Origin of the sequence: Raineyella sp. W15-4, from assembly GCF_033170155.1 — a bacterium.
Classification (GTDB): Bacteria; Actinomycetota; Actinomycetes; order Propionibacteriales; family Propionibacteriaceae; genus Raineyella.
On record NZ_CP137079.1, the window covers coordinates 1566191 to 1592887 of the forward strand.

The 26697-nt window shown below is 70.5% G+C and carries 22 protein-coding genes; 13 read left to right on the forward strand and 9 right to left on the reverse strand.

Annotation, left to right across the window (positions count from 1 at the left end; translation table 11 throughout):
- The first annotated feature begins 39 nt into the window (after positions 1–39).
- The gene (rny, locus tag R0145_RS07295) at positions 40–1815 is read left to right on the forward strand and encodes a ribonuclease Y (protein ID WP_317839691.1); all 1776 of its coding nucleotides are present in this window, start codon (positions 40–42) and stop codon (positions 1813–1815) included.
- 18 nt (positions 1816–1833) lie between these two features.
- Here rny and R0145_RS07300 read toward each other — a convergent pair whose 3' ends face one another.
- From R0145_RS07300 to R0145_RS07315, 4 genes are all read right to left on the reverse strand, one after another.
- Positions 1834–2751: an amino acid ABC transporter permease gene (locus R0145_RS07300; protein ID WP_317839692.1), complete on the reverse strand. Its 918-nt coding sequence runs from the start codon at positions 2749–2751 to the stop codon at positions 1834–1836.
- Positions 2748–3431 (reverse strand): ABC transporter permease subunit, encoded by a 684-nt coding sequence (locus tag R0145_RS07305; RefSeq protein ID WP_317839693.1) that lies wholly within the window; start codon positions 3429–3431, stop codon positions 2748–2750. Before R0145_RS07305 ends, R0145_RS07300 begins: the two co-directional genes overlap by 4 nt.
- Positions 3432–3578: 147 nt before the next feature.
- Entirely contained in the window at positions 3579–4415 is an 837-nt protein-coding gene (locus R0145_RS07310; protein ID WP_317839695.1) for a glutamate ABC transporter substrate-binding protein, read from the reverse strand.
- An 81-nt stretch (positions 4416–4496) separates the two neighbouring features.
- A complete protein-coding gene (locus R0145_RS07315) occupies positions 4497–5282 on the reverse strand; it encodes an amino acid ABC transporter ATP-binding protein (RefSeq protein WP_317839696.1) in 786 nt (261 codons plus the stop codon).
- A 189-nt stretch (positions 5283–5471) separates the two neighbouring features.
- Between R0145_RS07315 and miaB the strand changes: the two genes are divergently transcribed.
- The gene (gene miaB, locus R0145_RS07320) at positions 5472–7055 is read left to right on the forward strand and encodes a tRNA (N6-isopentenyl adenosine(37)-C2)-methylthiotransferase MiaB (RefSeq protein ID WP_317839697.1); all 1584 of its coding nucleotides are present in this window, start codon (positions 5472–5474) and stop codon (positions 7053–7055) included.
- On the opposite strand, the gene R0145_RS07325 is transcribed toward miaB, so the two are convergent.
- The gene (locus tag R0145_RS07325) at positions 6995–7168 is read right to left on the reverse strand and encodes a hypothetical protein (RefSeq protein WP_317839698.1); all 174 of its coding nucleotides are present in this window, start codon (positions 7166–7168) and stop codon (positions 6995–6997) included. The genes miaB and R0145_RS07325 overlap by 61 nt on opposite strands.
- Before the next feature lie 311 nt (positions 7169–7479).
- Positions 7480–7695 carry an antitoxin gene (locus tag R0145_RS07330; RefSeq protein ID WP_317839699.1) on the reverse strand — a complete coding sequence of 72 codons (216 nt, stop codon included), beginning with the start codon at positions 7693–7695 and terminating at the stop codon, positions 7480–7482.
- Between the two features lie 173 nt (positions 7696–7868).
- On the opposite strand from R0145_RS07330, the gene miaA reads away from it, so the two are divergent.
- From miaA to R0145_RS07350, 4 genes are all read left to right on the forward strand, one after another.
- Positions 7869–8843 carry a tRNA (adenosine(37)-N6)-dimethylallyltransferase MiaA gene (miaA, locus tag R0145_RS07335; RefSeq protein WP_317839700.1) on the forward strand — a complete coding sequence of 325 codons (975 nt, stop codon included), beginning with the start codon at positions 7869–7871 and terminating at the stop codon, positions 8841–8843.
- Positions 8844–8882: 39 nt separating this feature from the next.
- Positions 8883–9764 (forward strand): diaminopimelate epimerase, encoded by an 882-nt coding sequence (dapF, locus tag R0145_RS07340; RefSeq protein ID WP_317839701.1) that lies wholly within the window; start codon positions 8883–8885, stop codon positions 9762–9764.
- 312 nt (positions 9765–10076) lie between these two features.
- On the forward strand, positions 10077–11489 hold the full coding sequence (gene hflX / locus R0145_RS07345; protein ID WP_317840181.1) for a GTPase HflX: 1413 nt from the start codon (positions 10077–10079) through the stop codon (positions 11487–11489).
- 148 nt (positions 11490–11637) lie between these two features.
- Entirely contained in the window at positions 11638–13668 is a 2031-nt protein-coding gene (locus R0145_RS07350; protein ID WP_317840182.1) for an ATP-dependent DNA helicase, read from the forward strand.
- Positions 13669–13730: 62 nt separating this feature from the next.
- Here R0145_RS07350 and lexA read toward each other — a convergent pair whose 3' ends face one another.
- Entirely contained in the window at positions 13731–14552 is an 822-nt protein-coding gene (gene lexA, locus R0145_RS07355; RefSeq protein ID WP_317839702.1) for a transcriptional repressor LexA, read from the reverse strand.
- Positions 14553–15128: 576 nt separating this feature from the next.
- On the opposite strand from lexA, the gene R0145_RS07360 reads away from it, so the two are divergent.
- The 4 genes from R0145_RS07360 (at position 15129) to R0145_RS07375 (ending at position 19437) form a co-directional block, all read left to right on the forward strand.
- Positions 15129–15302 carry a hypothetical protein gene (locus tag R0145_RS07360; protein WP_317839703.1) on the forward strand — a complete coding sequence of 58 codons (174 nt, stop codon included), beginning with the start codon at positions 15129–15131 and terminating at the stop codon, positions 15300–15302.
- A gap of 258 nt (positions 15303–15560) precedes the next feature.
- On the forward strand, positions 15561–16031 hold the full coding sequence (gene nrdR / locus R0145_RS07365) for a transcriptional regulator NrdR (RefSeq protein ID WP_317839704.1): 471 nt from the start codon (positions 15561–15563) through the stop codon (positions 16029–16031).
- A gap of 28 nt (positions 16032–16059) precedes the next feature.
- Positions 16060–19017, forward strand: a complete 2958-nt coding sequence (locus R0145_RS07370; RefSeq protein ID WP_317839705.1) for a vitamin B12-dependent ribonucleotide reductase — start codon at positions 16060–16062, stop codon at positions 19015–19017.
- A 216-nt stretch (positions 19018–19233) separates the two neighbouring features.
- Entirely contained in the window at positions 19234–19437 is a 204-nt protein-coding gene (locus R0145_RS07375; protein ID WP_317839706.1) for a DUF2892 domain-containing protein, read from the forward strand.
- 35 nt (positions 19438–19472) lie between these two features.
- Here R0145_RS07375 and ligD read toward each other — a convergent pair whose 3' ends face one another.
- A complete protein-coding gene (gene ligD, locus R0145_RS07380; RefSeq protein WP_317839707.1) occupies positions 19473–21383 on the reverse strand; it encodes a non-homologous end-joining DNA ligase in 1911 nt (636 codons plus the stop codon).
- A gap of 72 nt (positions 21384–21455) precedes the next feature.
- Between ligD and R0145_RS07385 the strand changes: the two genes are divergently transcribed.
- On the forward strand, positions 21456–22325 hold the full coding sequence (locus tag R0145_RS07385) for a Ku protein (RefSeq protein WP_317839708.1): 870 nt from the start codon (positions 21456–21458) through the stop codon (positions 22323–22325).
- Between the two features lie 89 nt (positions 22326–22414).
- Positions 22415–24325 (forward strand): sulfate permease, encoded by a 1911-nt coding sequence (locus tag R0145_RS07390; protein WP_317839710.1) that lies wholly within the window; start codon positions 22415–22417, stop codon positions 24323–24325.
- Here R0145_RS07390 and R0145_RS07395 read toward each other — a convergent pair.
- Positions 24312–25577, reverse strand: a complete 1266-nt coding sequence (locus R0145_RS07395) for a hypothetical protein (RefSeq protein WP_317839711.1) — start codon at positions 25575–25577, stop codon at positions 24312–24314. The genes R0145_RS07390 and R0145_RS07395 overlap by 14 nt on opposite strands.
- 165 nt (positions 25578–25742) lie before the next feature.
- Between R0145_RS07395 and R0145_RS07400 the strand changes: the two genes are divergently transcribed.
- Positions 25743–26666, forward strand: a complete 924-nt coding sequence (locus R0145_RS07400) for an AEC family transporter (protein ID WP_317839712.1) — start codon at positions 25743–25745, stop codon at positions 26664–26666.
- The last annotated feature ends 31 nt before the right edge of the window (positions 26667–26697 follow it).

Here is a 26697-nt window from a genome sequence, read left to right on the forward strand (position 1 = left end):
AACCTGCACGGACGCGTGTTGAAAGGGAGTGCATGCCATATGAACTCGACGGTCGGGTTCCTGGTCGTCGGCCTGCTGGTGGTCGTCCTCATCGCCATCGGGGTGCTCGCCGCGATCCTGTTTCGCCGTTCCCGCGCAGCCGGGTCGCACGACCCGACGCCGGCGCAGCTGGAGGAGACCGCCCGGCTGCGGACGGAGGCCCAGCAGGAGATCGAGGCGATCCGGGCCCGGGCCCTGGAGGAGGCCCGTGACCTGCGCGCGGACGGCGAGGCCGAGGCCGAGGCGGTCCGGTCCCAGGCCACCCGGCTGCGGGCCGAGGCAGAGACCTACCAGCGGGCCGTCCGGGACGAGGCGGACAGCTACGACCAGTCGATCCGCTCGGCCGCCGACGAGCTGCGGCTGAAGGCCCAGGCGGCGCTGCGTGAGGCCGAGGAGGCCCAGCTCGAGGGGGAGCGACTGCGCGGTGAGGCAGCGTCGTTCTCCCAGTCCCAGCACGACGAGATCCGCGAGATCCGGTTGAGCCAGGAGCGTCGGGAGCACCGGCTCACCGAGCGCGAGGAACGGCTGGACCGCGACGGATCGGACCTGGAGCGTCGGCGGGCCGAGGCACAGGAACAGGGCGAGGCGCTGCAGGAACGTGTGGCGGCGCTGACCGCGGCGGAAGCGGAGCAGCGGACCGCTCTGGAGCGGATCGCCGGGCTCAGCGCCGACCAGGCGCGCGAGGAGGTCCTCGCCGTGGCGCGGCAGGACTCCAAACGCCAGGCCGCGATCATCGCCCGGGACATCGAGGCGGAGGCCCGCCGGCATGCCGAGGTGAAGGCCCAGGCGGTGATCGTCGAGGCGATCCAGCGGCTGGCGCCGGAGCAGACGGCGGAGTCGGTGGTGTCGACCGTCGACCTGCCCAGTGACGAGATGAAGGGCAGGATCATCGGCCGCGAGGGACGCAACATCCGGTCCTTCGAGCAGATCACCGGGGTGAACGTGCTGATCGACGACACCCCCGAGACCGTGCTGCTGTCCTGTTTCGATCCGGTGCGGCGGGAGACGGCGCGGCTGACCCTGCTGGAGTTGATCGCCGACGGCCGGATCCACCCGGCTCGGATCGAGCAGGTCTACGAGCGTTCCCAGCGGCGGATCGCCGACCGCTGCCAACAGGCGGCCGAGGACGCGCTGCTGGCGGTCGGCATCCACGACCTGCATCCGGAGCTGGTCACCCTGATGGGACGGTTGCGCTACCGCACCTCGTACGGTCAGAACGTGCTCAAGCACCTGGTCGAGTGCGCCAACATCGCCGGGGTGATGGCCGCGGAACTCAAGCTGGACGTGGCCAGCTGCAAGCGCGGCGCGTTCCTGCACGACATCGGCAAGGCCCTCACCCACGAGGTCCAGGGTCCGCACGCGGTGATCGGGGCCGACCTGGCGCGCAAGTACGGGGAGTCGGACGACGTGGTGCACGCCATCGAGGCCCATCACAACGACGTCGAACCGCATTCGGTGGAGGCGGTGCTCACCCAGGCCTGCGATGCGATGAGCGGTGGCCGCCCCGGCGCCCGGCGGGAGTCGCTGGAGTCGTACGTTCAACGGCTGGAACGCCTGGAGACCCTGGCCGCCGCCCACGAGGGGGTGACCAAGGTCTTCGCCATGCAGGCCGGCCGCGAGGTCCGGGTGATGGTGGAGCCGGGCGCCGTCGACGACATTGGGGCCCAGGTGCTGGCCCGTGACATCGCCAAGCAGGTGGAGGAGGAGCTCACCTACCCCGGCCAGATCCGGGTGACGGTGGTGCGGGAATCCCGCGCCACCGAGGTGGCCCGCTGAGCCCAGCCGGGGGTCGGCTCACTCCGTGAGCGGCACCTCCTGGTTGTGCAGGTGGTCCTCCATGTTGAGCGCTTCCAGCTGCAGCGGCCGGCCGGCCTGCCGAGACCGGGAACGCCCCTCCAGGTAGCCGGCCAGGCGGGTCAGCGAGTAGTTGATGATGATGAACAGCACGGCGGCGACCAGGAAGGCCGCGATGGAGTTCGACCAGCGGCTGGCCAGGGTCTGCGAGGACCGCAGCAGCTCGGGGTAGCTGATGATGTAGCCGAGTGCGGAGTCCTTGACGATCACGACCAGCTGGGAGACCAGCGCCGGGAGCATCGCGGTGATGGCCTGCGGCAACAGGATCAGCCACCGGGTCTGGCCGATGTTGAGCCCGATGCCGAGGCCCGCCTCGGTCTGTCCGCGCGGCAGGCTGTTGACCCCGGAGCGCAGCAGCTCGGCGATGATGGCCGAGTTGTAGAACGTCAGACCGGCCACCACCGCGACCAGCGGCTTGATCTGGACCATCGGGCCGGGGAAAAGGTCGGCGATGAAGGGTGCGAAGATCGTCATGAAGTAGACGAACAGCATCATCATCAGCACCGGCACGGCCCGGAAGAACTCGATGATGACGGTGGACACCCACGACACCGCCCGGCTGAACGACATCCGTCCGAGAGCCAGGGCGAGACCCAGCAGTGAGGCGGTGACGACGGACATCGCCGCGGCCTGGAGGGTGTTGATGATCCCGGGCAGCAGGTAGGCCAGCCAGGTGTCGCCGCGCAGGAACGGAGACCATTTCTCCCCGGTCAGCTGGGCCCGCAGCCCCCAGACCAGGCCGGCCACCAGCGCGACGATCAGGACGATCCCGACGATCCCGATGATCCGGTTGCGCAGGATCCCCTGCGGCCCGGGCGCGTCGAAGAGGACGGTTGCTTCCCGTTCCCGGGCGCTCATCGCTGCACCTGCCACTTCGTCGAGGCCCAGGAGAAGAGCAGGCCGACGGGCAGGGTGAGGATGACGAAACCGAGCGCCATCAGGAAGAAGATCGCGTAGAGGTGCTGGGGGCTGAACTCGATCATGTTCTTCATCAGGTACGAGGCTTCGGCCACGCCCACCGCCGCCACCACGGTGGTGTTCTTGGTGAGGGCGATGAACGTGTTGCCCAGCGGCGTGATCGCCCCGCGCATCGCCTGGGGCAGCACCACCTGGGTCAACGACTGGCCGAAGGTGAGGCCGATGGCGCGGGCCGCCTCGGCCTGACCGCTGGGCACCGTGTTGATGCCGGACCGGATGCCCTCGGCGACGAACGTCGCGTGGTAGCCGGACAGCGCCACGACCGCCCAGAGGAACAGCTGCGCCTTGGGATCGACCGTCGACGGCAACAGGCGCATGTTCATGAAGAGATACAGGCCGAGCACGCAGAACGTCACGATGAGCGTCAGCGGGGTGTTGCGGATCAGGGTGACGTACGCCACGCCGAACCGTTGCAGTGAGGGGACGGGAGAGACACGCATCACGGCGATCACCGTGCCGATGACCAGCGCGCCCAGCGCGGAGAGCAACGTCAGGCGGATCGTCATCCAGAACGCGGCCAGGACGTTGTACTGCTGGAGCAGCTCGATCAAGCCTTGCACGGTGGATCACCTCCGGGGATCGGGGGTCCCGGGGAGCGCCGGGCCGGGTCCGCGACGGTCGGTGCCGCCCGGTCCGCCGTCGGGACCGGGCCGCCCCGGGACAGCGGGTGGGGTGTGCGCGGCTGCACCCCACCCGCGGCCGTCGGCCTAGGCTGAACCGGGCTTCGGCGGGTTCAGCTGCGCGTTGGGCTTGTACCCGGAGGCGCCGACATTGTCGTCCAGGTACTTCTGCCACGACCCGTCGTTGATCATCTTGGTCAGGGCGTCGTTGACCTTCTGCTGCAGTTCGGTGTCACCCTTCTTCAGGCCGACGCCGTAGCGCTCCTGGGTGAACGGGTTGCCGACCACCTTGAGCTTGCCCTTGTACTGGTCCTGGGCGGCGTAGCCGGCCAGGATGATGTCGTCGGTGGTCAGTGCGTCCATCGAACCGGCCGCGACGGCCTCGGCGCACTTGGAGTAGGTGTCCACCTCCTGGAGCTGGACCTCGGGGTACTGGTCCTTGATCTTCTGGGCCGAGGTCGAGCCGACCACGGAGCAGAGCTTGTGGCCCTTGAGGTCGGCCGGGCCGGTGATGTCCGTACGGTTCGACTGGACCAGGATGTCCTGGCCGGCGATGAAGTACGGGCCGGCGAAGTCGACCTTCTGCTTGCGGGCGTCGGTGATGGAGTAGGTGGCGACGACCAGCTTCACCTGGTCCGACTGGATCAGGGTCTCGCGCTGGGCCGACGGCGCCTCCATCCACTTGATCTGGTTCTCCTGGTAGCCCAGTTCCTTGGCGACGTAGCGGGCGACGTCGACGTCGAATCCCTTGTAGTCGCTGCCGACCTGCTGGCCGAGGCCGGGCTGGTCGAACTTGATGCCGATGGTGATGGTGCCGGCGGAGCCTCCGGTGGACGAGCCACCCGACCCGCCCGCCACACAGGCAGACAGGGCGAGGCTCATCACAGCGGCGCCGACGGCGAGGCCGATCCTGCGATGCTGCATCGGGCGTTCCTTTCGGTTGTGGCGGGCGTGGCCGCCCATAGCGGTGCGTACGGGGCGTACGCGGGGTGGGTGTCCGAAGACTCAGTGCGGGAGGATCTTCGACAGGAAGTCCCGGGCCCGGTCGGTCCGAGGGGCGGTGAAGAAGCCGTTCGGGTCGCCCTGCTCGACGATCTGCCCGTCGGACATGAAGACGACCCGGTTCGCCGCCTTGCGGGCGAAGCCCATCTCGTGGGTGACGACGATCATCGTCATGCCCTGGGCGGCCAGCCTGATCATCACGTCGAGCACCTCCTGGACCATCTCCGGGTCGAGGGCCGAGGTCGGCTCGTCGAAGAGCATCACTTTGGGTTTCATCGCCAGCGCCCGCGCGATCGCCACGCGTTGCTGCTGGCCGCCGGAGAGCTGGGCCGGGTACTTCTTCGCCTGGTCGGCGACCCCGACCCGCTTGAGCAGTGCCATCGCCTCGGACTCGGCGGTCGCCCGGGCGGTCTTGCGGACCTTGATCGGGCCGAGGGTCACGTTCTCCAGGATCGTCCGGTGGGCGAAGAGGTTGAACGACTGGAACACCATGCCCACCTCGGCACGGAGCTGGGCCAGCTGCTTGCCCTCGGACGGCAGTGTGTGACCGTCGACGGTGATCGTGCCCGAATCGATCGTCTCCAGCCGGTTGATCGTCCGGATCAGCGTCGACTTGCCCGAGCCCGAGGGGCCCAGGACGACCACCACCTCGCCCTTGGCCACCGACAGGCTGATGTCCCGCAGGACGTGCAACTCACCGAAGTGTTTGTTGACACTCTGCAGGAGGACGACCGGCTCACCCGTCTCGTGGACCAGCGGGCCGGCAGCCTCGGGCTGGATTGATGTCATGACCGCACGATAGGGCCGACGGGGCCGATTGCACAGTGATTCCGGCCCCTCCACAGGCCGATCGTCATCAGGCTGTCACACGATCGCTCCGGGCGTGGCCTCCGGGTCCCCGGTCCACGCCGGCTTGCGGTCCGCCCGCGCGGTCGCCGGAGGCCGGCGCCCGGAGTGCTCCTGTAGGGTGGGATCGCCATGAATGACACCCCCACCACCGCCGACCGGTCCGTCGGCCAGGGCCCGACCGCGCCGCGTACGTACGAGGTGCGGACGTACGGCTGCCAGATGAACGTGCACGACTCGGAGCGGATCGCCGGCCTGCTCGACCGGGCCGGCTACCTGCCCGCCGCGGCGGGCACGCCGGCCGATGTCGTGGTGTTCAACACCTGCGCGGTGCGGGAGAACGCCGACAACCGGCTCTACGGCAACCTCGGCCACATCGCCTCGGTCAAGGCCGACCGGCCGGGCATGCAGGTGGCCGTCGGTGGATGTATGGCCCAGAAGGACCGCGAGGTCATCGTCCGGCGGGCGCCCTGGGTCGACGTGGTGTTCGGGACGAACAATCTGGGGTCGCTGCCGGCGCTGCTGGAACGGGCCCGGATCCGCCAGGAGGCCCAGGTGGAGATCACCGAGGCCCTGGAGACCTTCCCGTCCGATCTGCCGACCCACCGCGACTCCGCCTACTCGGCCTGGGTGTCGATCAGCGTCGGCTGCAACAACACCTGCACCTTCTGCATCGTTCCCTCGCTGCGCGGCAAGGAGAACGACCGCCGGCCGGGTGACATCCTGGGGGAGATCCGCGCCCTGGTCGACCAGGGCGTCCAGGAGGTCACCCTGCTGGGGCAGAACGTCAACGCGTACGGCACCGGCTGGTCTGCCGCCGATCGCGGAGCGTACGAGACCCAGACCGCCGGTCCTGAACCGTACGGCAGGCAGGCCTTCGCTGCGCTGCTGCGGGCCTGCGGGCGGATCGACGGGCTGGAGCGGGTCCGGTTCACCAGCCCGCACCCGAAGGACTTCACCGACGACGTGATCGCGGCGATGGCCGAGACCCCGAATGTGATGCCCCAGCTGCACATGCCGCTGCAGTCCGGCTCCGACGACGTGTTGCGGCGGATGCGACGCTCCTATCGCTCCGAGCGTTTCCTCGGCATCCTCGACCGGGTGCGCGGGGCTCTGCCGCACGCGGCGATCACCACCGACATCATCGTGGGCTTCCCGGGGGAGACCGAGGAGGACTTCGAGCAGACGCTGGAGGTGGTCCGCCGGGCCCGGTTCAGCGCCGCGTTCACCTTCCTGTACTCGATCCGCCCCGGCACTCCGGCCGCCACCATGCCCGACCAGGTGCCCGACGAGATCAAGCACGCGCGCTACCGGCGGCTGGTCGAGCTGGTCGACGAGATCGCCTGGGAGGAGAACCGCCATCTCGTCGGGCAGACCGTCGAGGTGATGTTCGCCGACGGCGAGGGCAAGAAGGACGGCGACACCCGGCGGATGTCGGGCCGCGCCCGGGACAACCGGCTGGTCCATGTGGCTGTCCCGGACGACCCGGCGCTGCGGCCGCGCCCGGGCGACATCGCCGAAACTGTCATCACGTACGCCGCCCCCCATCATCTGACCGCCGATGCCGGCATCGGCGGACTGCGGCGCACCCGCGGCGGCGATGCCTGGGCGGCGCGACGACAGGCACCCGACCCGGCGATTGCGCTCCCGGCGGATCAGAAGGGATCGGTGCGGCCGACCAATGTCCAGCTCGGGATGCCGGTGAGACGTTCCTGAGTGCGCCGGGCGGCCGGCATGTGGTTCTGGAACCATGTGCGCACGGCGTCGACCACCAGTTCGAGGACGACGATGGCGAGCAGGCTGATGCCGATGATGTTCACGGGGTCCATGGCAGTGTCCTTTCGTGCACCGGGCGTCGGGATGGCGTCCGACCGAGTTCCGCAGGCCTGTGTCCGGGAATTTCCGGGACTGCCCCACGGGGCCTGATTCCAGTAGACGCATCGACGGGGCCGGATGGAAGGGACTTCACGGTGTCGTAACGGCCCGGGCCGGCATCTTCACGGTGCCGTAATCGGGGGGTCGACGGCCTGACCATCGAACCCGTGTGGGGACCCCGCGTGGGGCCACGGAAGGACGTGGGGCCACGGAAGGCGGGCCGCCCCGTGAGGTGACCCGCCGGTCCGACGCGAGGGCGAAAGGCTCAGGCCTGGTCCTGCTCGGACTCCTGGGGCTGCGGGGCGTCGCCGGCGAGCCGGTCGGCGATCGTCTGCTCCGCCTGGTCGATCTGATCGGTGAACTTGTTGCCGGTGCGCTGGTCGACTTCTTCGCCGACCCGCTGGACGGCTTCCCGGACCTTGTCGGGGTTGTCCTGGGCGAACTTCTGGGCCGCATCCCGGGCCTGATCGAACATGCTCATGTCGTGTCTCCCTTGGGTATCGGATCAGCAGCGCGCGCCGCTGACGCCGCCATCCTTGCATGCCGCCGTGTCAGCCGTGGCGGCCGTGGCGGCCGTGGCGGGGCCGGGGCGTGTGGTCCCGGGCGCCCGCCGGACCGGGCACACTGCGCTTCCGGACCGGGCACACTGGGGGAGTGCTCGCTGTTCCCGACCTCCCCGCTGGTCCCGACCTGCCGGTGATCGCCGTGATCGGACCGACCGCCTCCGGCAAGACGGCCCTGGCGATCGAACTCGTCCGTCGGCTGGGGGCGGCCGGTCGGGCAGCCGAGATCGTCAATGCCGACTCGATGCTCGTCTACCGCGGCATGGACATCGGCACGGCGAAACCGACCGCCGAGGAGCGGGCGGCCGTACGCCACCATCTCGTCGACATCTGGGACATCGACTGGACGGCCACGGTGGCCGACTTCCAGCGGCTCGCCCGCGCCGCCATCGCCGACTGCCGCCGCCGCGGCGTGGTCCCGGTGCTCGTCGGCGGATCGTCGCTCTACATCCGGGCGATCGTCGACGAGTTCGAGTTCCCCGGCACCGATCCGGAGGTCCGGTCCCGGCTGGAGGCGGAACTGGCACAGCTCGGCGTCGGGGCGCTCTATGCCCGGTTGCGGGCCGCCGACCCGACCGCCGCGGCGGGCATCGAGCCGAACAACGAGCGTCGGGTCGTCCGGGCCCTGGAGGTGATCGAGCTGACCGGGCACTACACCTCCACCCTGCCCGAGCACCGCTACGCCCTGACCGGTGTGGTGCAGATCGGGCTGTCGCTGGAGCGTGAGGTGCTCGACGACCGGATCGCCGCCCGGGTGGAACGGATGTGGGTCGATGGCTTCGTCGACGAGGTGCGCGGTCTGGCGGAGCGGGGTCTGCGCGAGGGGCGTACGGCCTCCCGCGCCCTCGGCTACCGGCAGGTGTTGGACTACCTGGCCGGAACCATCGACGAGGCGACCGCGAAGGAGACCACCATCACCCGGACCCGGCGGTTCGCCCGCAAGCAGCTCGGCTGGTTCCGGCGCGACGACCGGATCCTCTGGGTGGACGCCACCCGCCCGGCCGCCGAACTGGCCGAGGCGCTGCTGGCCGGGCCGCTGCACGGACTACTGTCCCCGGTGGCGTGACATCCGTGGCGTGACATCCACCGTGTCATGATGGTCGCCATGCGCGACATCACCTTCGCCAAGGGCCACGGCACCCGCAACGACTTCGTGGTCTTCACCGACCAGGCGGGCATGCTGGACCTCGATCCGGTCGAGGTCCGGTTCCTCTGCGATCGGCGGGGTGGTGTCGGTGCGGACGGGCTGCTGCGGGCCGTCCGCGGCAAGCACATCCCGGAGTGGAACGGCGATCCGGACCTGTGGTTCATGGACTACCGCAACGCCGACGGGTCGGTGGCCGAGATGTGTGGCAACGGGGTGCGGGTGTTCGTCCGTTACCTCTACGAATCCGGGCTGGCCAACGACCGGGAGATGACCATCGGTACCCGCGCCGGTGAACGCCACGCGGTGCTGCTGCCCGACGAGCGGGTGCGGGTCGAGATGGGGCCGGTCCGGCTGTACGACGGAGTGCTCGCGCCCACTGTCCCGATCACGGTCGCCGATGCCGGCGGCGGTCCCCGTACCTGGCAGGCCCAGCCGGTCGACGTCGGCAACCCGCATGCGGTGTCCTTCACCGACGGCGACATCGGCACGCTCGACCTCACCCGGCAGCCGACCTGGCCGGTGGGGGAGTTCCCGCTCGGCGTCAACGCGGAGTTCGTCCGGATCCTCGACGAGGGTCACGTGGGGATGCGGGTCTACGAGCGGGGGGTCGGCGAGACCGAGTCGTGCGGCACCGGGACGGTCGCGGTCGCTGCCGCCAGCGCGGCCCGGCTGGGGCTGGTGATCGGCGCCGAGGAACGCCGGATCCGGGTGGACGTCCCCGGCGGCGTGGTGGTCGTCGGGCTCAGCCGGGCGGGGACCGACGCGCCGGTGCTGGCGACGCTGACCGGACCGGCGGAGCTGGTCTACCGCGGATCGATCGTGATCCCCGACCTCGGCTGAACCGCTCGTCCTCCTCGACCGAGCTCCTACACTGGAGGAATCGAACACCGAGGGAGGACCACCATCGCCATCACCCCGACCGGACCCGGTCCGGCAGACGCGCAGGACGAGTACTGGCCCACGCGCGAGCGGGCGGCGCTGATCCGTGCCCGCCGGTTGCACCCCGGGGAGACGCCGGCCTCTGCACCGGCCGACGACCCGCAGGTCCTCGACGACCGGCCCGCCGCGGACACGGAGCCCGGCGGCTCTCCGGTGAATGCTGAGCCCGACGAGTTGGCCGATGACCTGGCCGAGGAGTCGGGGCCCACGCTGCTGACCGACGACTTCATCGGCGTCGAGGGCGAGGACCCGGAGGCGTACGACGGGGACCAGCTCGATCTCGCCGAGCGTCTGTCGCTGCGCCGGGTGACGGGCATCCGCACCGACCTGCAGGACATCACCGAGGTCGAGTACCGACAGCTCCGGCTGGAGCGGGTGGTGCTGGTCAGTGTCTGGACCACCGGCAGCCAGGCCGACGCCGACAACGCGATGGCCGAGCTCAAGCTGCTCGCCGAGACTGCCGGCTCGGAGGTGCTGGAGGGACTGATCCAGCGTCGCAAGCAGCCCGATCCGGCGACCTACATCGGCCGGGGCAAGGTCGCCGAGGTGCGCGAGGTCGTCCAGGCGACCGGCGCCGACACGGTGATCTGCGACGGTGAACTGTCCGCCTCGCAGCTGCGCAACCTGGAGGACGAGATCAAGGTCAAGGTCGTCGACCGGACGATCCTCATCCTGGACATCTTCGCCCAGCACGCCCGCAGCGCCGAGGGCAAGGCCCAGGTCGAGCTGGCCCAGCTCCAGTACCGCAAGCAACGGCTGCGTGGCTGGGGCGGCAGCCTCTCCCGGCAGGCCGGTGGCCAGGCCGCCGGTGGTGCGGGCATCGGTGGTCGTGGTCCTGGTGAGACGAAGATCGAGACCGACCGGCGGCGGATCAACACCCGGATCGCGATCCTGCGGCGCAAGCTGCGCGACATGGACATCACCCGGGAGACCAAGCGGTCCGAGCGGCACCGCCACCGGATCCCGTCGGTGGCGATCGTCGGCTACACCAATGCCGGCAAGTCGTCCCTGCTGAACCGGCTGACCGGCGCCGGGGTGCTCGTCGAGGACGCCCTGTTCGCGACCCTGGATCCCACTACCCGCCGTGCCGAGGCCGCCGACGGCCGGATCTACACCCTGACCGACACCGTCGGCTTCGTCCGGCACCTGCCGACGGAGCTGATCGAGGCCTTCCGGTCGACCCTGGAGGAGTCCGCCCAGGCCGACCTGCTGGTCCACGTCGTCGACGGTGCCGACCCGGACCCGGCCGGACAGGTGGACGCGGTGCGCCACGTCCTCGGCGAGATCGAGGCGACCGACGTGCCGGAGCTGCTGGTCTTCAACAAGATGGACCTGGTGGACGCGACCACCCGGCTGGAACTGGCCTCGGCCTACCCGGCGGCGCTGTTCTGCTCGGCCCGCACCGGTGCGGGCGTGGACCGGATCCGGGCGGCGGTCGAGGCGGCGCTGCCCCGGCCCGAGGTCGAGGTGCGCGCCCTGGTTCCCTACTCCCGGGGGGACCTGCTGGACAAGGTGCACCAGCACGGCGAGTTCGTCACCCAGGAGTTCACTCCGGAGGGCACCCGGATCGTCGCCCTGGTGAACGCCGATCTGGCCGGTGAGTTCCGCGCCTACCTGGAGCAGTGACCGGTCCGATCGAGGTCCCGGCCGGCGCGGGCGGAGCGTCTAGTGTTGACGGGTGCCCTCCCAGAAGCTGCCCACGGTGACCGCAGACGACCTCCTCGAGGCTTCCGTCGGCGTGATCGGCGGCAGCCCCCGCCCGGGGCAGCAGGCGATGGCGCGGGCGATCGCCGAGTGCCTCGCCGGGCGGGAGCACCTGCTGGTCCAGGCGGGGACTGGCACCGGCAAGTCCCTGGGCTATCTGGCGCCCGTCCTGGCCCATCTCGCCGCCCACCCGGACGACCGGGTCGTCATCGCGACCGCCACGCTGGCGCTGCAGGCCCAGCTGGCCGACAGTGACATCCCGCACGCACTGGCCGCGATGGAGCAGGTGGCCGGCAAGCGGGTACGGTCGGCCGTGCTGAAGGGCCGGACGAACTACGCCTGCCTGCTGCGGATCCGGGAGAGCGGGACGGTGGAGCAACAGGGGCTCTTCGGCGGCGCGGACGTCGCCGACCAGATCCGCGATTCCGGGGCCGACGAGGTCTCGGTGCTCGGCGCCGAGGTCCTCGCGCTCCGCGAGTGGGCCGAGGAGCAGGCCGATCGCGACGGGCTCGCCGACCGCGACGAGGCCCCCACCCACACCGCCCGCGGCTGGGCCCAGGTGTCGATCTCCTCGCGGGAGTGCCTGGGTGCGCAGCGGTGCCCGTTCGGGGCGGAGTGCTTCGTGGAGAAGTCGCGGGAGCGGGCCCGTGCCGCGGACCTGGTGGTGACCAACCACGCGATGCTGGCGATCGATGCCATGCAGGAGGGGTCGGTGCTCCCGGAACACTCGGCGGTCGTCATCGACGAGGCCCACGAACTCGTCTCCCGAGTGACCGGCGCGGCCTCGGCGGAGCTCAGCCCACAGATCGTCGAGCGGGTCGCCAAGCGCGCGATGGCCTGGATGGACGACGACACCGCCCTCGACCTGATGGATGCCGGCGAATCCCTGGGGACAGCCCTCGACGGGGCTCCCCTGGCCCGGGTCGAGGCCGGCGAGTCCGGGCTGCTGACGGCGCTGGCGCAGGTCCGGGACCTGGCCCGCGACGGCGTCTCCCAGCTCGGCAAGGGCAAGGACGGCAAGGATCCGGACAGCAACGAGCGACGTCAGGCCCAGGCGGCCCTCCAGGAGGTGTTCGAGGTGGCCGAGCGGATGGCCACCCCCTCCGACGGGGACGTGGTGTGGGTGATCGACCGGGAACGGTCGGGCCGCGAGTTGCGCGCGGCTCCGCTGTCGGTGGCCGGGCTGATGCGTGGGTCGATCCTGTCCGACCGGACGGCGGTGTTCACCTCCGCGACCCTCAAGGTCGGCGGGGGCTTCACCAAGGTGGCCGGCTCCTTCGGACTGCGCGCCGCGGAACTGGTCGACGGGAGCGAACCGAACGCCGACCGGGGGCCGTCGGCGGACGAGGTGATGGGGGCCGGTTTCACCGCGGCGATGGAGGGCGTGCTGCCCTGGCGGGCGCTCGACGTCGGCTCGCCCTTCGACTACCGCAGGCAGGGGATCCTCTACCTGGCCCGTGACCTGCCGAGACCTGGGCGGGACGGCACGGACCCGGCGGTGCTGGCCGAGATCGCCCAGCTGGTCTGGGCTGCCGGTGGGCACACCCTGGGCCTCTTCTCCTCCCAGCGCGCGGCCCAGGCGGCCGCCGAGCACGTCCGCCTCGAACTGCCCGCGATGGAGATCCTGCTGCAGGGCGACGCCCATCTGGCCGAGCTCACCCGTCGGTTCGTCACCGAGCCGGAGACCAGCCTGTTCGGGACGCTGTCCCTGTGGCAGGGCGTCGACGTGCCGGGGGACACCTGCCGACTGGTGATCATCGACAAGATCCCGTTCCCTCGTCCCGACGAGCCGCTGATGCAGGCCCGCCAGCAGGAGGTCGAGCGGCACGGTGGCAACGGATTCATGGCGGTGGCCGCCACCCACGCGGCACTGCTGCTGGCCCAGGGAGCCGGCCGGTTGATCCGCCGGACGACCGACCGGGGGATGGTGGCGCTGCTCGATCCCCGGATCGTCACCGCACGCTACGGCAGCTTCCTGAAGGCCTCGCTGCCACCGATGTGGGCCACGACCGACTCCGACGTGGCGGTCCGGGCCCTGCAGCGGCTGGCGGCTGATGCCGAACAGGGTGGTGCCGAGCAGAAGGACGACCGGAAGGCCTGACACTCCGATCGCCCGGAAGGCCCGGGCCCCACCAGCGACCGGCCGGCGCGTGGGCGGCCGGATCAGACCCGCCGGAGCACCGCGACGACCTTGCCGAGGACTGTCGCGTGGGTGCCGTCGATCGGCTCGTACGCACTGTTGTGCGGCAGCAGCCAGACCTTGTCGGCGGTCCGCTTGAAGGTCTTCACGGTGGCCTCGTCGTCCAGCAGCGCGGCGACGATGTCACCGTTCACCGCATCCGGCTGCTGGCGGACCACGACCCAGTCCCCGTCACAGATGGCCGCGTCGACCATCGAGTCGCCGCGCACCTCGAGCATGAAGACGGTTCCCTCACCCACCAGCTGCTTCGGCAGGGCGAAGACGTCCTCGATCTGTTCCTCGGCGGTGATCGGCACACCCGCGGCGATCCGGCCGACCACCGGCACGTTGATCGCCGACGGCATCGCATCACGCAGGCCGGTGGGGTCGAACGGCGGCACCTCGGGGGAGGGGAACGACGGCAGTGCCGGCGCATCCTCGCCGGGGACCACCACCTCCATCGCCCGGGGCCGGTTCGGATCGCGGCGGATGTAGCCCTTCTCCTCCAGCACCTTCAGCTGGTGGGACACGCTCGACGGACTGGACAGACCGGCGGCGTCACCCAACTCCCGGACCGTCGGCGGATAGCCGCGGTCCTCGACAGTGGCCCGGATGATGTCGAGGATCAACTGCTGGCGCGGAGTCAGCTCCTTGCGCGGCGGGGTCGTCGCGGACGGACGGTGATCGCGCCGCTCGGTCAGCCCCTGTTGCCGGGCCCGGCGTGCCGCCCGGACCTGCTCCTCGACAGCGCTGGTGCGGGGTCGACCCCGTCGGGGGGGCGTGGTGTCGTCCGGTCCATCGGCCATGTGCTCACCGTATCGCTGACGAAACCACCAATCAAACACCTGTTCGAGGGTGTCGGGCGAGTCGGCTGCGGTGGCCGTGTCGGGTGGTCGGACAGCTCGGTGGAGTCGATGTCAGAGGCCTGGTGTGTGCTGTTCCTCGACGGCGATCCGACTGTTGCGATTCGATCAGGCGTTCGCTAGAGTTTTCGTACGTAGGTTCGACTCAGGGAGATGACGATGACTGCTGTGGTGCGAGAGGCCCGGGTGGGGGTCGGCGTGAATGGTGCCGGGTCGATGATGGCCGGGGCACCGAGGGGGGCCGGGGTGAGGTCGGCCGGCGTGGAGGCGGACCGTCCGGAGGTGTTCCGGAAGGGGGCCGTCGTCACCGGCCGGAGCCGGGTCCGGCCGGGCCGGACACCCGTGGGTCGATCGTCGGAGGTGCGGCGGTGCGCGCTGGTGAACGACCTGCCGTCGGGCCGTGCCGGGTCCGCAGCGGGGCGGACAGCGTGGTCGGCAGGCTCCGTGGTGAGGCTCGAGGATCGGCGCATCATTGCGGGGGTCGGGCGGCGCAGGCCGTCGCGTGTCCCGGAGTCGTACGTGTTCGGGCGCGGACGGGGCGGCGGGATCGGCCCTGGCCTGGCGGCCTTGGGGGCGCGGTGCGGGGCGGTCTTCGATGCGGTGTCGGCCGTGGCGCTGCTGGCGTTGATGGCTGTCTCGGCCGTGGTGGTCGCCGTGGTCGTGGTCGGGGTGATGGCGGGTTACATCTCGTGACGGCGTCCTGAGTCCGTCGTGATTCGGTGGCGGGGGTGCCGCCCGGACCGGGCGACACGGTGGTGTGGGTGGGTTGATCTATGGGTTCCTGGGTTCTATGATCACAACATCTAGTAGTTACAGACGTGTGGTTCATCCACAGATTGTGCTAGTTACCCACACGTTGTCCACACGTGATCAACAGGCCTGCCCTCAGCTCCGTCCGCGGATGGGCCCGATCTGTTGATCAGCAGGGCGCCGACCGAAGGAAGGGGAGAGGTGAACTGTCCGTTCTGTCACCACGGTGACTCGCGCGTTCTCGACTCCCGTGCTGCCGAGGACGGCCAGAGTATCCGTCGCCGTCGCCAGTGTCCGGAGTGTGGTCGGCGCTTCACCACCATCGAGCAGATGCAGCTGTCGGTGAGCAAGCGGTCGGGGGTGGTCGAACCGTTCGATCGCAACAAGGTCGTCCAAGGCGTCCGCAAGGCCTGCAAGGGTCGGCCCGTCACCGAGGACCAGTTGGCCCGGCTCGGCCAACAGGTCGAGGACGCCATCCGCGCCTGCGGTCAGATGATCATCCCGTCGCACGCCGTGGGGGTGGCCATCCTCGGTCCGCTCCGGGAACTCGACGAGGTGGCGTACCTGCGGTTCGCCAGCGTCTACCGCCAATTCCAGTCCGCCGAGGACTTCGAGGCCGAGATCGCCGCCCTGCGGGCGGGGTCGAACTCCGTCGCCACCAGCAATTCGTAACCTTCATCCACGAGAAGAGGGGCCACCCATGTCCGAAACCACCCGTCCGTCGACCAATCGGTCGCGGTCGGCCCGTCCCAAGCCCAGCAAGGGTACGGGCCTGACGATCGCGCGGGTCTTCAGCTCCGAAGGTGTCCACCCGTACGACGAGGTCACCTGGGAGAAGCGTGACATCGTCCAGACGAACTGGAAGACCGGCGAGAGCGTCTTCGAACAGCGCGGCGTCGAGTTCCCCGATTTCTGGAGCATCAACGCCTCCACCATCGTCACCACGAAGTACTTCCGTGGCGCCGTCGGGACCGACGCCCGCGAGGCCAGCCTGAAGACCCTGATCGACCGGGTGGTGAACAAGTACCGCACCACCGGCGAGCAGGAGGGCTACTTCGCCACCCCGGAAGATGCCGGTGTCTTCGCCGACGAGCTGACCTGGATGCTGCTGCACCAGTACTTCAGCTTCAACTCGCCGGTCTGGTTCAACGTCGGCACCGCGGCGCCCCAGCAGATCAGCGCCTGCTTCATCCTGTCGGTCGACGACTCGATGGACTCGATCCTCAACTGGTACGCCGAGGAGGGACGCATCTTCAAGGGTGGCTCCGGTGCCGGGGTGAACCTCTCCCGGATCCGCTCGTCGAAGGAACTGCTGAGCTCCGGCGGCACCGCCTCGGGACCCGTCTCGTTCATGCGTGGTGCCGACGCCTCGGCGGGCACCATCAAGTCGGGCGGCGCCACCCGCCGGGCTGCGAAGATGGTCGTCCTCGACGTGGACCACCCCGACATCGAGGAGTTCGTCGAGACGAAGGCGCGCGAGGAGAACAAGATCCGCGCCCTGCGGGACGCCGGGTTCGACATGGACCTGGACGGCAAGGACATCGTCTCGGTCCAGTACCAGAACGCGAACAACTCCGTGCGGGTCACCGACGAGTTCATGCGGGCCGTCGAGGACGGCGACGAGTTCGGCCTGCGGGCCCGGCTCACCGGCGACGTGATCGACACCGTCGACGCTCGTGACCTGTTCGGCAAGATCGCCCAGGCGGCATGGGAGTGCGCCGATCCCGGGCTGCAGTACGACGACACCATCAACGACTGGCACACCAACCCCGAGACCGGGCGGATCACCGCATCCAACCCCTGCTCGGAGTACATGAGCCTGGACAACTCGTCGTGCAACCTGGCCAGCCTCAACCTGCTCAAGTTCCTGACCGACGACGACACCTTCGACATCGAGCGCTTCGTCAAGGCGGTCGAGCTGATCATCACCGCGATGGACATCTCGGTGACGTTCGGCGACTTCCCGACCGAGGCCATCGCCGAGACCACCCGCAACTACCGTCAGCTCGGCATCGGGTACGCCAACCTCGGTGCGCTGCTGATGGCGACCGGCCACGGCTACGACTCCGACGGCGGGCGGGCCCTCGCCGCGGCGATCACCTCGCTGATGACCGCCACCGCCTACCGGCGCTCGGCCGAGCTGGCCGCCGTCGAGGGGGCCTACAACGGTTACGCCCGCAACGCGGACGCCCACCAGCGGGTGATGCGCAAGCACCAGGCCGCCAACGACGAGCTGCGTCCGGTCAACCTGATGGATGCCGCCGTGCACGACACCGCCACCCGGGAGTGGGAACAGGTCGTCTCGCTGGGCGCGCAGAACGGTTTCCGCAACGCCCAGGCCTCGCTGCTGGCCCCGACTGGCACCATCGGCTTCATGATGGACTGCGACACGACCGGTATCGAGCCGGACTTCTCGCTGGTCAAGTTCAAGAAGCTGGTCGGCGGCGGGTCCATGCAGATCGTCAACCACACCATCCCGCGGGCGCTGGCGAAGCTGGGCTACCCCGAGGAGACGGTCGAGGCGATTGTCGCGTACATCTCCGAACACGGTCACGTCGTCGACGCCCCCGGGCTCAAGCCGGAGCACTACGAGGTCTTCGACTGCGCGATGGGGCAGCGGGCGATCAAGCCGATGGGGCACGTACGGATGATGGCCGCGGTGCAGCCGTTCCTGTCCGGCGCCATCTCCAAGACGGTGAACCTCCCGGAATCGGCCACGGTCGAGGACATCGCCGACGTCTACCTGCAGGGCTGGAAGCTCGGCCTCAAGGCTCTCGCGGTCTATCGCGACAACTGCAAGGTCGGCCAGCCGCTGTCCACCGGCAAGAAGGCGGACAAGGCCGCGGAGGTCGTCGAGCCCGAGGTGCAGATCGAATACCGCCCGATCCGCAAGCGGCTGCCGAAGAAGCGCCCGAGCTTCACCACCTCGTTCACCGTCGCCGGCGCCGAGGGGTACATGACCACCGGCTCCTACCCCGACGACGGGCTGGGCGAGATCTTCCTGAAGCTGGGCAAGCAGGGATCGACCCTGTCCGGGGTGATGGACGCGTTCTCCATCGCGGTCTCGATCGGCCTCCAGTACGGCGTGCCGCTGACGACCTTCGTGCAGAAGTTCACCAACCTGAAGTTCGAGCCGGCGGGCATGACCGACGACTCCGACATTCGGATGGCCCAGTCGATCATGGACTACATCTTCCGCCGACTGGCTCTGGACTACCTGACGTTCGACGAGCGGGCCGAACTCGGCATCTACACCGCCGCGGAGCGGGCCCGTTACCTGGATACCGGCAGCTACCAGGACGAGGCCGACGCCGGGACGGAGCTGCCGCCCAGTCGGCCGTCGTCGGCGCCCGCGCTGTTGGTGGCACCGCTCACCCTGGGATCCACCGGCTCGTCCGCCACCTCCACCACGGGCATCTCGGCTCCGGTCGCGCCCGCGCCGGCCGCTCGCCCTACGGCGCCGGAGGCCGGCCACGAGGCGGCGACGGTCGGTGACCGACCGGCCCCGCACGACGTGCACACCAGCGCCGAGCTGATGGAGGAACTGACCGGGACGTCGGTCGACGCACCGCTCTGCCTGACCTGCGGCACGAAGATGCGTCCCAGTGGCTCGTGCTACGTCTGCGAGGGCTGCGGCTCGACCAGCGGCTGCAGCTAGGCCGACTGGCGCACGGCGCGACAACCAGGGTGAGGCCCCCGATCCGGATGGTCCGGACCGGGGGCCTCGCTGCGGTGGGCGTTCTCGGCCGAGGAGTGGGCGCGGGCGAAGGGGGTGCCCGGCTCCCGTGCCAGGTGGAGGCGACGAACCGTCCGTCGGGCGCTATCATGGTGCCGATTTCTTCATACCCCTAGGGGTATTAATCGAAAGGGTGTCATGATCAAGAACATCGGCAACACCGACCGTCTCGTCCGCTTCGTCCTCGGCCCGATCCTGATCGTTCTGGCCTTCGTCCTCGGCATCCGGTCCGTCCTCGGCATCGTGCTGGCCGTCGTCGGTGTCCTGCTCATCGGGACCGCCGCCGTGCGTACCTGCCCCGCGTATCTGCCCTTCGGCATCCGCACCACCCCGAAGAACTGACCCCTCCCAGGAACTGATCCTCGCGGCCACGAGGATCACTCCCAACGGACCTCCGCTGGCACCCGGTCGGGCCGCCACCCGCGCCAGATCGGGTGCCGGAACCGTCCGGAGGCGGTGACCTCCCCGTAATCGACCTCGGCCACCAGCCGAGGCTCCACCCAGTGAGTGCCCGGCAGCTCGGCAGGCGGGACGACCACCGGCGGCGTGTCCCGAGCCAGCGGCTCCAGCAGGACGCGGGCCTCCCGGCGCGTCTCCGCGCCGAAACCCGAGCCGACCCGGCCGCTGAAGACGAGATGGCCGGCCGGGTCCGGCACCGCGGTCAGCACCGCCCCGAGATCCACGTCGCCGGCGATCGGACGCCAGCCGATCACCACCACCTCCTGGCTGCGCCGATGCTTGACCTTCAGCCACGCCGCGGACCGTACGCCCGGCTGGTAGGCGGAGGACCGACGTTTGGCGACGATCCCCTCCAGGCCGAGCCGCGCCGAGGCCGACATCGCTGCGCTCGCCGATCCGTGGTGCGCCGGCGGGACCAGGACGGCGTGGCCCGGTGTCAGCAGATCGTCCAGCAGACGCCGGCGGGTGTCGTACGTCTCGCCGGTGAGGTCGCGCCCGTCGGCCTCCAGCAGGTCGAAGACCATCAGGGCGACCGGGACCTCCGCCTCCAGCCGGGCCAGGTCGGCGGCCCCGGCGAGGTTCATCCGCTGCTGCAGCAGACCGAAGTCCGGGCGGCCCGCGGACCCGAGGGCGACCACCTCACCGTCCACGACCACGTCCTCCCGGGCCAGCACGCCCAGCTCGGCCAGCTCCGGGTAGGTCGCCGTGACGTCCCTACCGGTCCGGCTGGTCAGCTGCACCCGGTGCCCGGTGGTCCGCGCGAGGACGCGGATGCCGTCCCACTTCATCTCGTAGGCCCATCCTTCGCCGGACATCAGTCCCAGGGTCCCGGGGGTGGCGAGCATCGGCGCGTACGTCGGCTCGGTTCCGCCCGGCCGGAGCGGCGGATGGACCGTGCCCGCCGAGCGCGGCGCCCCGACCGTGCCCGCCGAGGGTGTCCGGCCGGACCTGGCGACGGGGTGGTGGCCGCCGCCGTGCCGCAGCCGGTCCAGCACCTCCGCCATGGTCAGCTGGGCCAGGCCCGGGTCGTCGAGTTCGTCCCAGTCCCGCGGTGCGGCGACGGTCGGGATCAGCTGACCACGCAGCGACCACGGACAGATGGTGGTCTTCTGGGCGTTGTTCTGCGACCAGTCGAGCAACACCCGCCCGGTCCGCAGCGACCGGCGCATCTCCGAGACGACCAGATCGGGCAGTTCGTGGGTCAGTGCCTCCGCCAGCGCCCGGGCGACGGCGCTCACCTCCTCGGACGAGGCGGTGCCGGGCAACCCGGCGTAGAGGTGGAGGCCCTTGGCGCCGGAGGTGACCGGGAAGGCGGTCAGGCCCATGTCCGCCAGGACCGCGCGGGCCTCCCGGGCGACCCGGACGCACTCCGGCAGCCCGACCCCCGGCCCGGGGTCGAGGTCCAGCACCAGCCGGTCGGGCGGCCCGGGTTCCGCCGCCGGGGTGAACCGCCACTGCGGGACGTGGATCTCCAGGGTGTCCACCTGGGCCAGCCAGGCCAGCGTCGCGGCGTCGTTGACCAAGGGATAGCTGATGACGCGTTCGACATGCCGGATGTCGCGGCGGGCCACCCACGAGGGTGCGCCCCGCTCCAGTTGCTTGGTGAAGAACGCCTGCCCCGGCTGCTCCGCCGTTCCGACGCCGTGCACCCAGCGCTTGCGGGTCGCCGGCCGGTCCCGGGCCCAGTCGACCAACCGCTCGGCGACCGCCAGGTAGTAGTCGAGCACGTCTCCCTTGCGGGTGCCGGTCGACGGGTAGAGGACCTTGTCGGGATTGCTGAGCGTGATCGTCCGGCCACCGACCTCCACCGTCCGGGGTCTGCCCTCCATCGCACCTCCCGCGTCCGCCGCCAGCTCTCACTGTATGTTCCCCAGATCACATCTGTCGGGTTCAATGGAGTCATGAGGTCGATGTGGGCAGGCGCGATCGCCTTCGGACTGGTCAACGTGCCGGTGAAGCTCTATGCCGCCGCGTCGTCGCACGACCTGTCGCTGCACCAGGTCCACGATGCCGACGGTGGACGGATCCGGTACCAGCGCCGGTGCGAGACGTGCGGCGAGATCGTGCCGTACGAGCACATCCACAGGGCGTACGAGGCCGACGGCAAACGGGTGGTGCTCACCGAGGAGGAGCTGGAGGGGCTGCCGGCCGAGGCGGCCCACGAGATCCAGGTGTTGCAGTTCGTGCCGAGTGAGCAGATCGATCCGCTCACCCTCGGCTCCGCCTACTACCTGGAGCCGGACGCCCGGGCGGCCAAGCCGTACCTGCTGCTGCGGTCGACCCTGCAACAGACCGAACGCACCGCGGTGGTGAAGTACGCCCTGCGACAGCGGACCAGGCTCGGGGTGCTGCGGGTGCGCGGCGACCTGATGGTGCTGCAGTCGCTGCTGTGGGCCGACGAGGTGCGGGAGCCGGAGTTCGCCGGCCGGATCCCCGAGGCGCCGGTGACCGACGCGGAGCAGGCGATGGCCAACCTGCTGGTCGCGCAGCTCTCCGAGGACTTCGACCCCACGGCGTACGTGGACGACTATCAGGTGCAGCTCAAGGAACTGGTGGAGGCCCGGCTGGCCGCCGAGGAGGGAGTGATCGCCGCCGGCCCGGCACCGATGCCGGCGGTGGAGGAGGGCGGCGAGGTGATCGACCTGATGGCCGCCCTGCGGGCCTCCCTCGAGCGCAAGCGTGCCGGGTCGGGCGAGGCGCGGGTGGCCGAGAACCGGACAGGAGACCAGACGACCCGGGACCGGCTGGCGAAGCGGAAAGCCCGCAGCTGAGTTCCACGGGCAGGGCAGGTCGGCGGACGCGGGTCCGTCGGGCCGTCGATCCCCGGATCGTACGACCCTCCGTCCGTACGATAGGCACCATGACAGCCGCTGCGGGCTCGGGGTCGGGGGATCCGCCGACCGGGGCTGAGCGAGGGCGCCTCGACAGCGCCCGCCTGCTCCCGGGAGTGGGCGTCCTGCGCCACTACGACCACCGATGGTGGCGGGGCGACCTGGTGGCCGGTCTCACCGTCGCCGCCTATCTCGTCCCGCAGGTGATGGCGTACGCCGGCATCGCCGGACTCCCGCCGGTGACCGGGCTGTGGGCGATCGTCGGCCCGTTGGTGGTCTACGCGATCCTCGGCAGTTCCCGGCAACTGTCCGTCGGGCCGGAGTCGACCACCGCCCTGATGACCGCGACCGCCATCGCCACCCTCGCCCCGGACGCCGACCCGGGGCAACGGGCGACACTGGCGGCGGTGCTCGCGCTGACCGTCGCGGTGATCTGCTTCGTGGGCTGGGCGACCGGTCTGGGCTTCCTGTCGGAGTTCTTCTCCAAACCGGTGCTGCTCGGCTACATGACGGGGATCGCGGCGCTGATGATCATCGGTCAGCTCGGCCGGGTCACCCGGATCGCCACCGACGGGCGCAGCACCTACCTCGAGGTCCGCAGCCTGGTGACGAACTCTGTACAACTGCATTGGCCGACCGCGGTGCTGGCCCTCGCCGTGCTGGTCGTGCTGCTCATCCTCGACCGCTTCCTGCCCCGGTGGCCCGGGCCGTTGCTCGCAATGGCCGCCTCGGCGGCGGTGGTGGCCGGGTTCCACCTCACTGCCGAGGGCATCCGGGTCATCGGTGCGGTGCCCGCCGGGCTGCCGCCGTTCGGCCCGCCGGACCTGACCGGCATCCCCTGGCGGGAGATGGTCCCGGTCGCCGTCGGTGTGGCGCTGGTCGGCTACACCGACAACGTCCTCACCGGCCGCTCGTTCGCCGCCCGGCAGGGCCGGGAGATCGACCCGGACCAGGAGTTCTTCGCCCTCGGCGCGGCGAACGCGGCCGCGGGCCTCACCGGTGGCTTTCCGGTCAGCAGCAGCGGCAGTCGTACGGCGCTCGGGGCGATGATGGGCAGCCACACCCAGCTCTCCTCGCTGGTCTCGCTGGTGTGCGTGCTGGCGACGCTGTTCTTCCTCGGGCCGGCGATCGCCTCCTTTCCGTCGGCGGCCCTCGGGTCGGTCGTGGTCTTCGCGGCACTGAAGCTGATCGACCTGCGCGAATGGCGGCGGGTGGCCCGGTTCCGGCGCAGCGAGCTGGTGCTGGCGATCCTCACCACCGCCGGGGTGCTCGCCTTCGACGTCCTGATCGGGATCGCCATCGCGGTGGGACTGTCCATCCTCGACCTGTTGCGGCGGTTGACCACCCCGGCCGAGGCGGTCCTGGGGCGGGTCCCCGGCACCCCCGGCATGTACGACACCGCCGACACCCCGGCGGCGCAGCCGGTGCCGGGCCTGGTTGTCTACCGGTACGACGCGCCGCTGTTCTTCGCCAACTCGGTGGACTTCCGCCGCCGGGCCCTGCAGGCCGCGCTGACCGCCGACACGCCGACCCGATGGTTCCTGCTCAACGCCGAGGCCAACGGCGAGGTCGACCTCACCGCCGGCGACGAGATGGAGCAACTGCGCCGGATGCTCGACGAGCACGGGATCCGGTTCGCCATCGCCCGGCTCAACGAGGAGGCCCGGGCCCAGTTGGAACGTGCCGGGATCATCGACGCGGTGGGCCGGGACTACGTCTTCCCGACCCTGCCGACGGCCATCTCGGCGTTCGAACAGTGGGCCGCCGGGCATCCGGTCGACGACCCTGCCGACCCCGAGCCGGCCGGCGGTCCAGGCTCGGGATCGGGCCGACGGTGGCGCAAGCGGAGTCGCCGGGACCGCGATCCCGGCCGGCATGAACAGCCCGGCCGGCGTGAGCGTCCCACGGATCCGGGCGGCCCGCCGGCTACTTCCAGGTGATGACCGGGGTGCTGCCCTGCAGATCGGCGGTGAAGTGCGCGTCGTAGCTGTAGTCCTGGCGGACCACCCCCTCGACGTTCCCGCTGGTGGCTGCCGCTTCGAGGCGGTAGTGCAGGGTCACCTTCCCGGTGGCGCCGCCGCTCGCGGCGTCGAAGGTCACCTCGGCGCCCGGCCACGGATCGTCCAGCAGCGTGTACCTGATCGTGTCCGGTCGGACGGTGATGGCGGACCCGGTGGTGATGGCGATCGGGCAGCCGGCCGGTGTCAGGGACCGCTGCCCGAGGCAGGCCGACAGGGAATCGTGCGCGGCATCGGTGATCGCGCTGCGGGCCTGGGTCGACAGCCCTGGCTCCCCGCCGGTCCAGTGCTGGGCCGCGGCGCCCAGCGGATCGGGAGCGGTGACGATCAGGTCGGGCTCGGCGAGGGTGACGAAGGTGGAGGTCGTGGCGATCCGGTAACTGCCGGGGAACAGGTCGACGATCGTGGTGTCCGGCACCGTGCCGAAGACGGTCCGTGGCGGTGACCCGGCCCCCAGGTCGACCCGGGAGGTGACGGCCGACAACTTCCAGTGGGATCCCACCCGGGAGACCGGCAGCGCGACGTCGACCGCCTGCCCGGCCACCTGGTAGTGCACCTCGACGGTGCCGGCGTCGCCGATGACGCGCCGGGCCCGGTCCTGGGCGATGGTGGCCTCGCCGACCCGGATGCCGGTCACCCCGCCCTTGTCGCGGGCGGCCCGCAGGGTCTCGTCGGTCAGCAGGGAGGCGTTGCCGGGGCGTTCCGCCGCTGTGTCCAGTGCCGCGGCCGCCTTCGCGTCCCGGAGTGCTCCCAGGTAGGCCTCGGCGACCTCGCGGGCAGCCGCTCGATCCGCGGCCAGCCGGGCGTCGTACCGCTGCCCCTCGAGGTAGCGCCAGGAGAAAAACGCCGCGCCGCCGATCAGCACCAGCGCCACCACCGCGCCGACCAGCACAATGGGCAGCCGTCGCCGGGACGGGGCGGTCGTCGCCCGGCGCGGGCCGGCGGGTGGGGTGGGCCCGGGCGCCGGCGGGCGAGGGGCGCCGGGCGGCCGGAACCACGGTGGGGTCTGCTCGGCCCCCGGCGGGGTCGGCGGCCGGTCGGCGGGCCCACCCCGCCGGTCCGCCGGCACCTCGCCCGGCCCGGGGGCCGCCGCCGAGTCAGCTCCGAACGGGGCCGCGGGGGGCAATCCCGTGCTCCCGGAGAGCGGGGTCGACGGCTGCTGGGGAGCGGTCATGGCGTCAGTATCTCAGGAACGACCGGTGCCACCCCTCGACCGTCGCGGGTCGATTCCTCACCGGCCGATCGGGTCGATCGGGTCGATCCCGACCGTCGGGCCCGCTGCCGTCGACGACCAGGGGGCGCGACGGCGCCGGGGCGGCGGGGTCCTACAGTGTGGCAGGTGCTGGGTGTGTTGTCGGGGTTCTTCGTGATCGCTGTGGTCGTCGCCGTCGGCTACCTCCTGGCACATCTGGGGGTGTTCACCGAACAGACCCAGAACATGCTCGGCACCCTGTCCTTCTACGTCGCCATGCCGGTGCTCTTCGTGACGATGCTGGCGGGGGAGGACGTCACCGCCCTGCTGTCCGTGGACCTGGTCGCCTCGCTGGTGTCGATCGCCGCGATCATCGTGGTGTGGGTGGTCGCGGCCCGGTTCGTCTGGCGGCTGCCGATGGCCGAGACGGTCACCGGCGCCTTCGCCTCGGCGTACGTCAACGCCGGCAACCTGGGCCTGCCGATCGCGACGTACGTCCTCGGGTCGCCGACCCGGGTGGTGCCGGTGATGCTCACCCAGCTGCTCTTCCTGCAGCCGCTGGGGCTGGCACTGCTCGATCTCAGCACCGGCTCGGAGGCGCACTTCACCGTCCGCGCGTTCATCGGGCGGTTCTTCCGCAACCCGCTGACCATCGCCACCCTGATCGGCGTGCTGCTGTCGGTGACCGGGACCAGCATCCCCCCGCTGCTCGCCGCACCGTTGACCATGGTGGGTGCGATGGCGGTGCCCGGGATCCTGATGGCCTTCGGCATCTCGCTGCGGCTGGGCCCCCGACCGGACCGTGCCGCAGGACCGATGCTGGGTTTCCAGGTGCTCCTCAAGCTGGTCGCGATGCCCCTGGTGGCATGGGTCTTCGGCCGCTTCGTGATGCATCTCGACGGCGCGCACCTGCTGGCGGTCACCGTGATGGCCGGCCTGCCCACGGCGCAGAACGTGTTCGTCGTCGCGACCACGTACGGCCGGGGCGTGGTGATGGCCCGGGATGCGATCTTCGTGTCGACCGTGCTGTCGGTGCTGAGCATTTTCGGGATCGCTGCCCTGCTGTCGTGACGTGCCCCCGTCGGTGCGCTAGTTTCGGGCC

Coding starts and splice junctions, on each gene's coding strand:
- R0145_RS07370 (WP_317839705.1), top strand. CDS start 16,060: ATGTCCGAAACCACCCGTCCGTCGACCAATCGGTCGCGGTCGGCCCGT.
- R0145_RS07350 (WP_317840182.1), top strand. CDS start 11,638: ATGGCGCGGGCGATCGCCGAGTGCCTCGCCGGGCGGGAGCACCTGCTG.
- R0145_RS07325 (WP_317839698.1), bottom strand. CDS start 7,168: ATGGACCCCGTGAACATCATCGGCATCAGCCTGCTCGCCATCGTCGTC.
- rny (WP_317839691.1), top strand. CDS start 40: ATGAACTCGACGGTCGGGTTCCTGGTCGTCGGCCTGCTGGTGGTCGTC.
- R0145_RS07395 (WP_317839711.1), bottom strand. CDS start 25,577: ATGACCGCTCCCCAGCAGCCGTCGACCCCGCTCTCCGGGAGCACGGGA.
- R0145_RS07390 (WP_317839710.1), top strand. CDS start 22,415: ATGACAGCCGCTGCGGGCTCGGGGTCGGGGGATCCGCCGACCGGGGCT.
- R0145_RS07300 (WP_317839692.1), bottom strand. CDS start 2,751: ATGAGCGCCCGGGAACGGGAAGCAACCGTCCTCTTCGACGCGCCCGGG.
- miaB (WP_317839697.1), top strand. CDS start 5,472: ATGAATGACACCCCCACCACCGCCGACCGGTCCGTCGGCCAGGGCCCG.
- R0145_RS07315 (WP_317839696.1), bottom strand. CDS start 5,282: ATGACATCAATCCAGCCCGAGGCTGCCGGCCCGCTGGTCCACGAGACG.
- lexA (WP_317839702.1), bottom strand. CDS start 14,552: ATGGCCGATGGACCGGACGACACCACGCCCCCCCGACGGGGTCGACCC.
- ligD (WP_317839707.1), bottom strand. CDS start 21,383: ATGGAGGGCAGACCCCGGACGGTGGAGGTCGGTGGCCGGACGATCACG.
- R0145_RS07375 (WP_317839706.1), top strand. CDS start 19,234: ATGATCAAGAACATCGGCAACACCGACCGTCTCGTCCGCTTCGTCCTC.
- R0145_RS07330 (WP_317839699.1), bottom strand. CDS start 7,695: ATGAGCATGTTCGATCAGGCCCGGGATGCGGCCCAGAAGTTCGCCCAG.
- R0145_RS07310 (WP_317839695.1), bottom strand. CDS start 4,415: ATGCAGCATCGCAGGATCGGCCTCGCCGTCGGCGCCGCTGTGATGAGC.
- dapF (WP_317839701.1), top strand. CDS start 8,883: ATGCGCGACATCACCTTCGCCAAGGGCCACGGCACCCGCAACGACTTC.
- R0145_RS07385 (WP_317839708.1), top strand. CDS start 21,456: ATGAGGTCGATGTGGGCAGGCGCGATCGCCTTCGGACTGGTCAACGTG.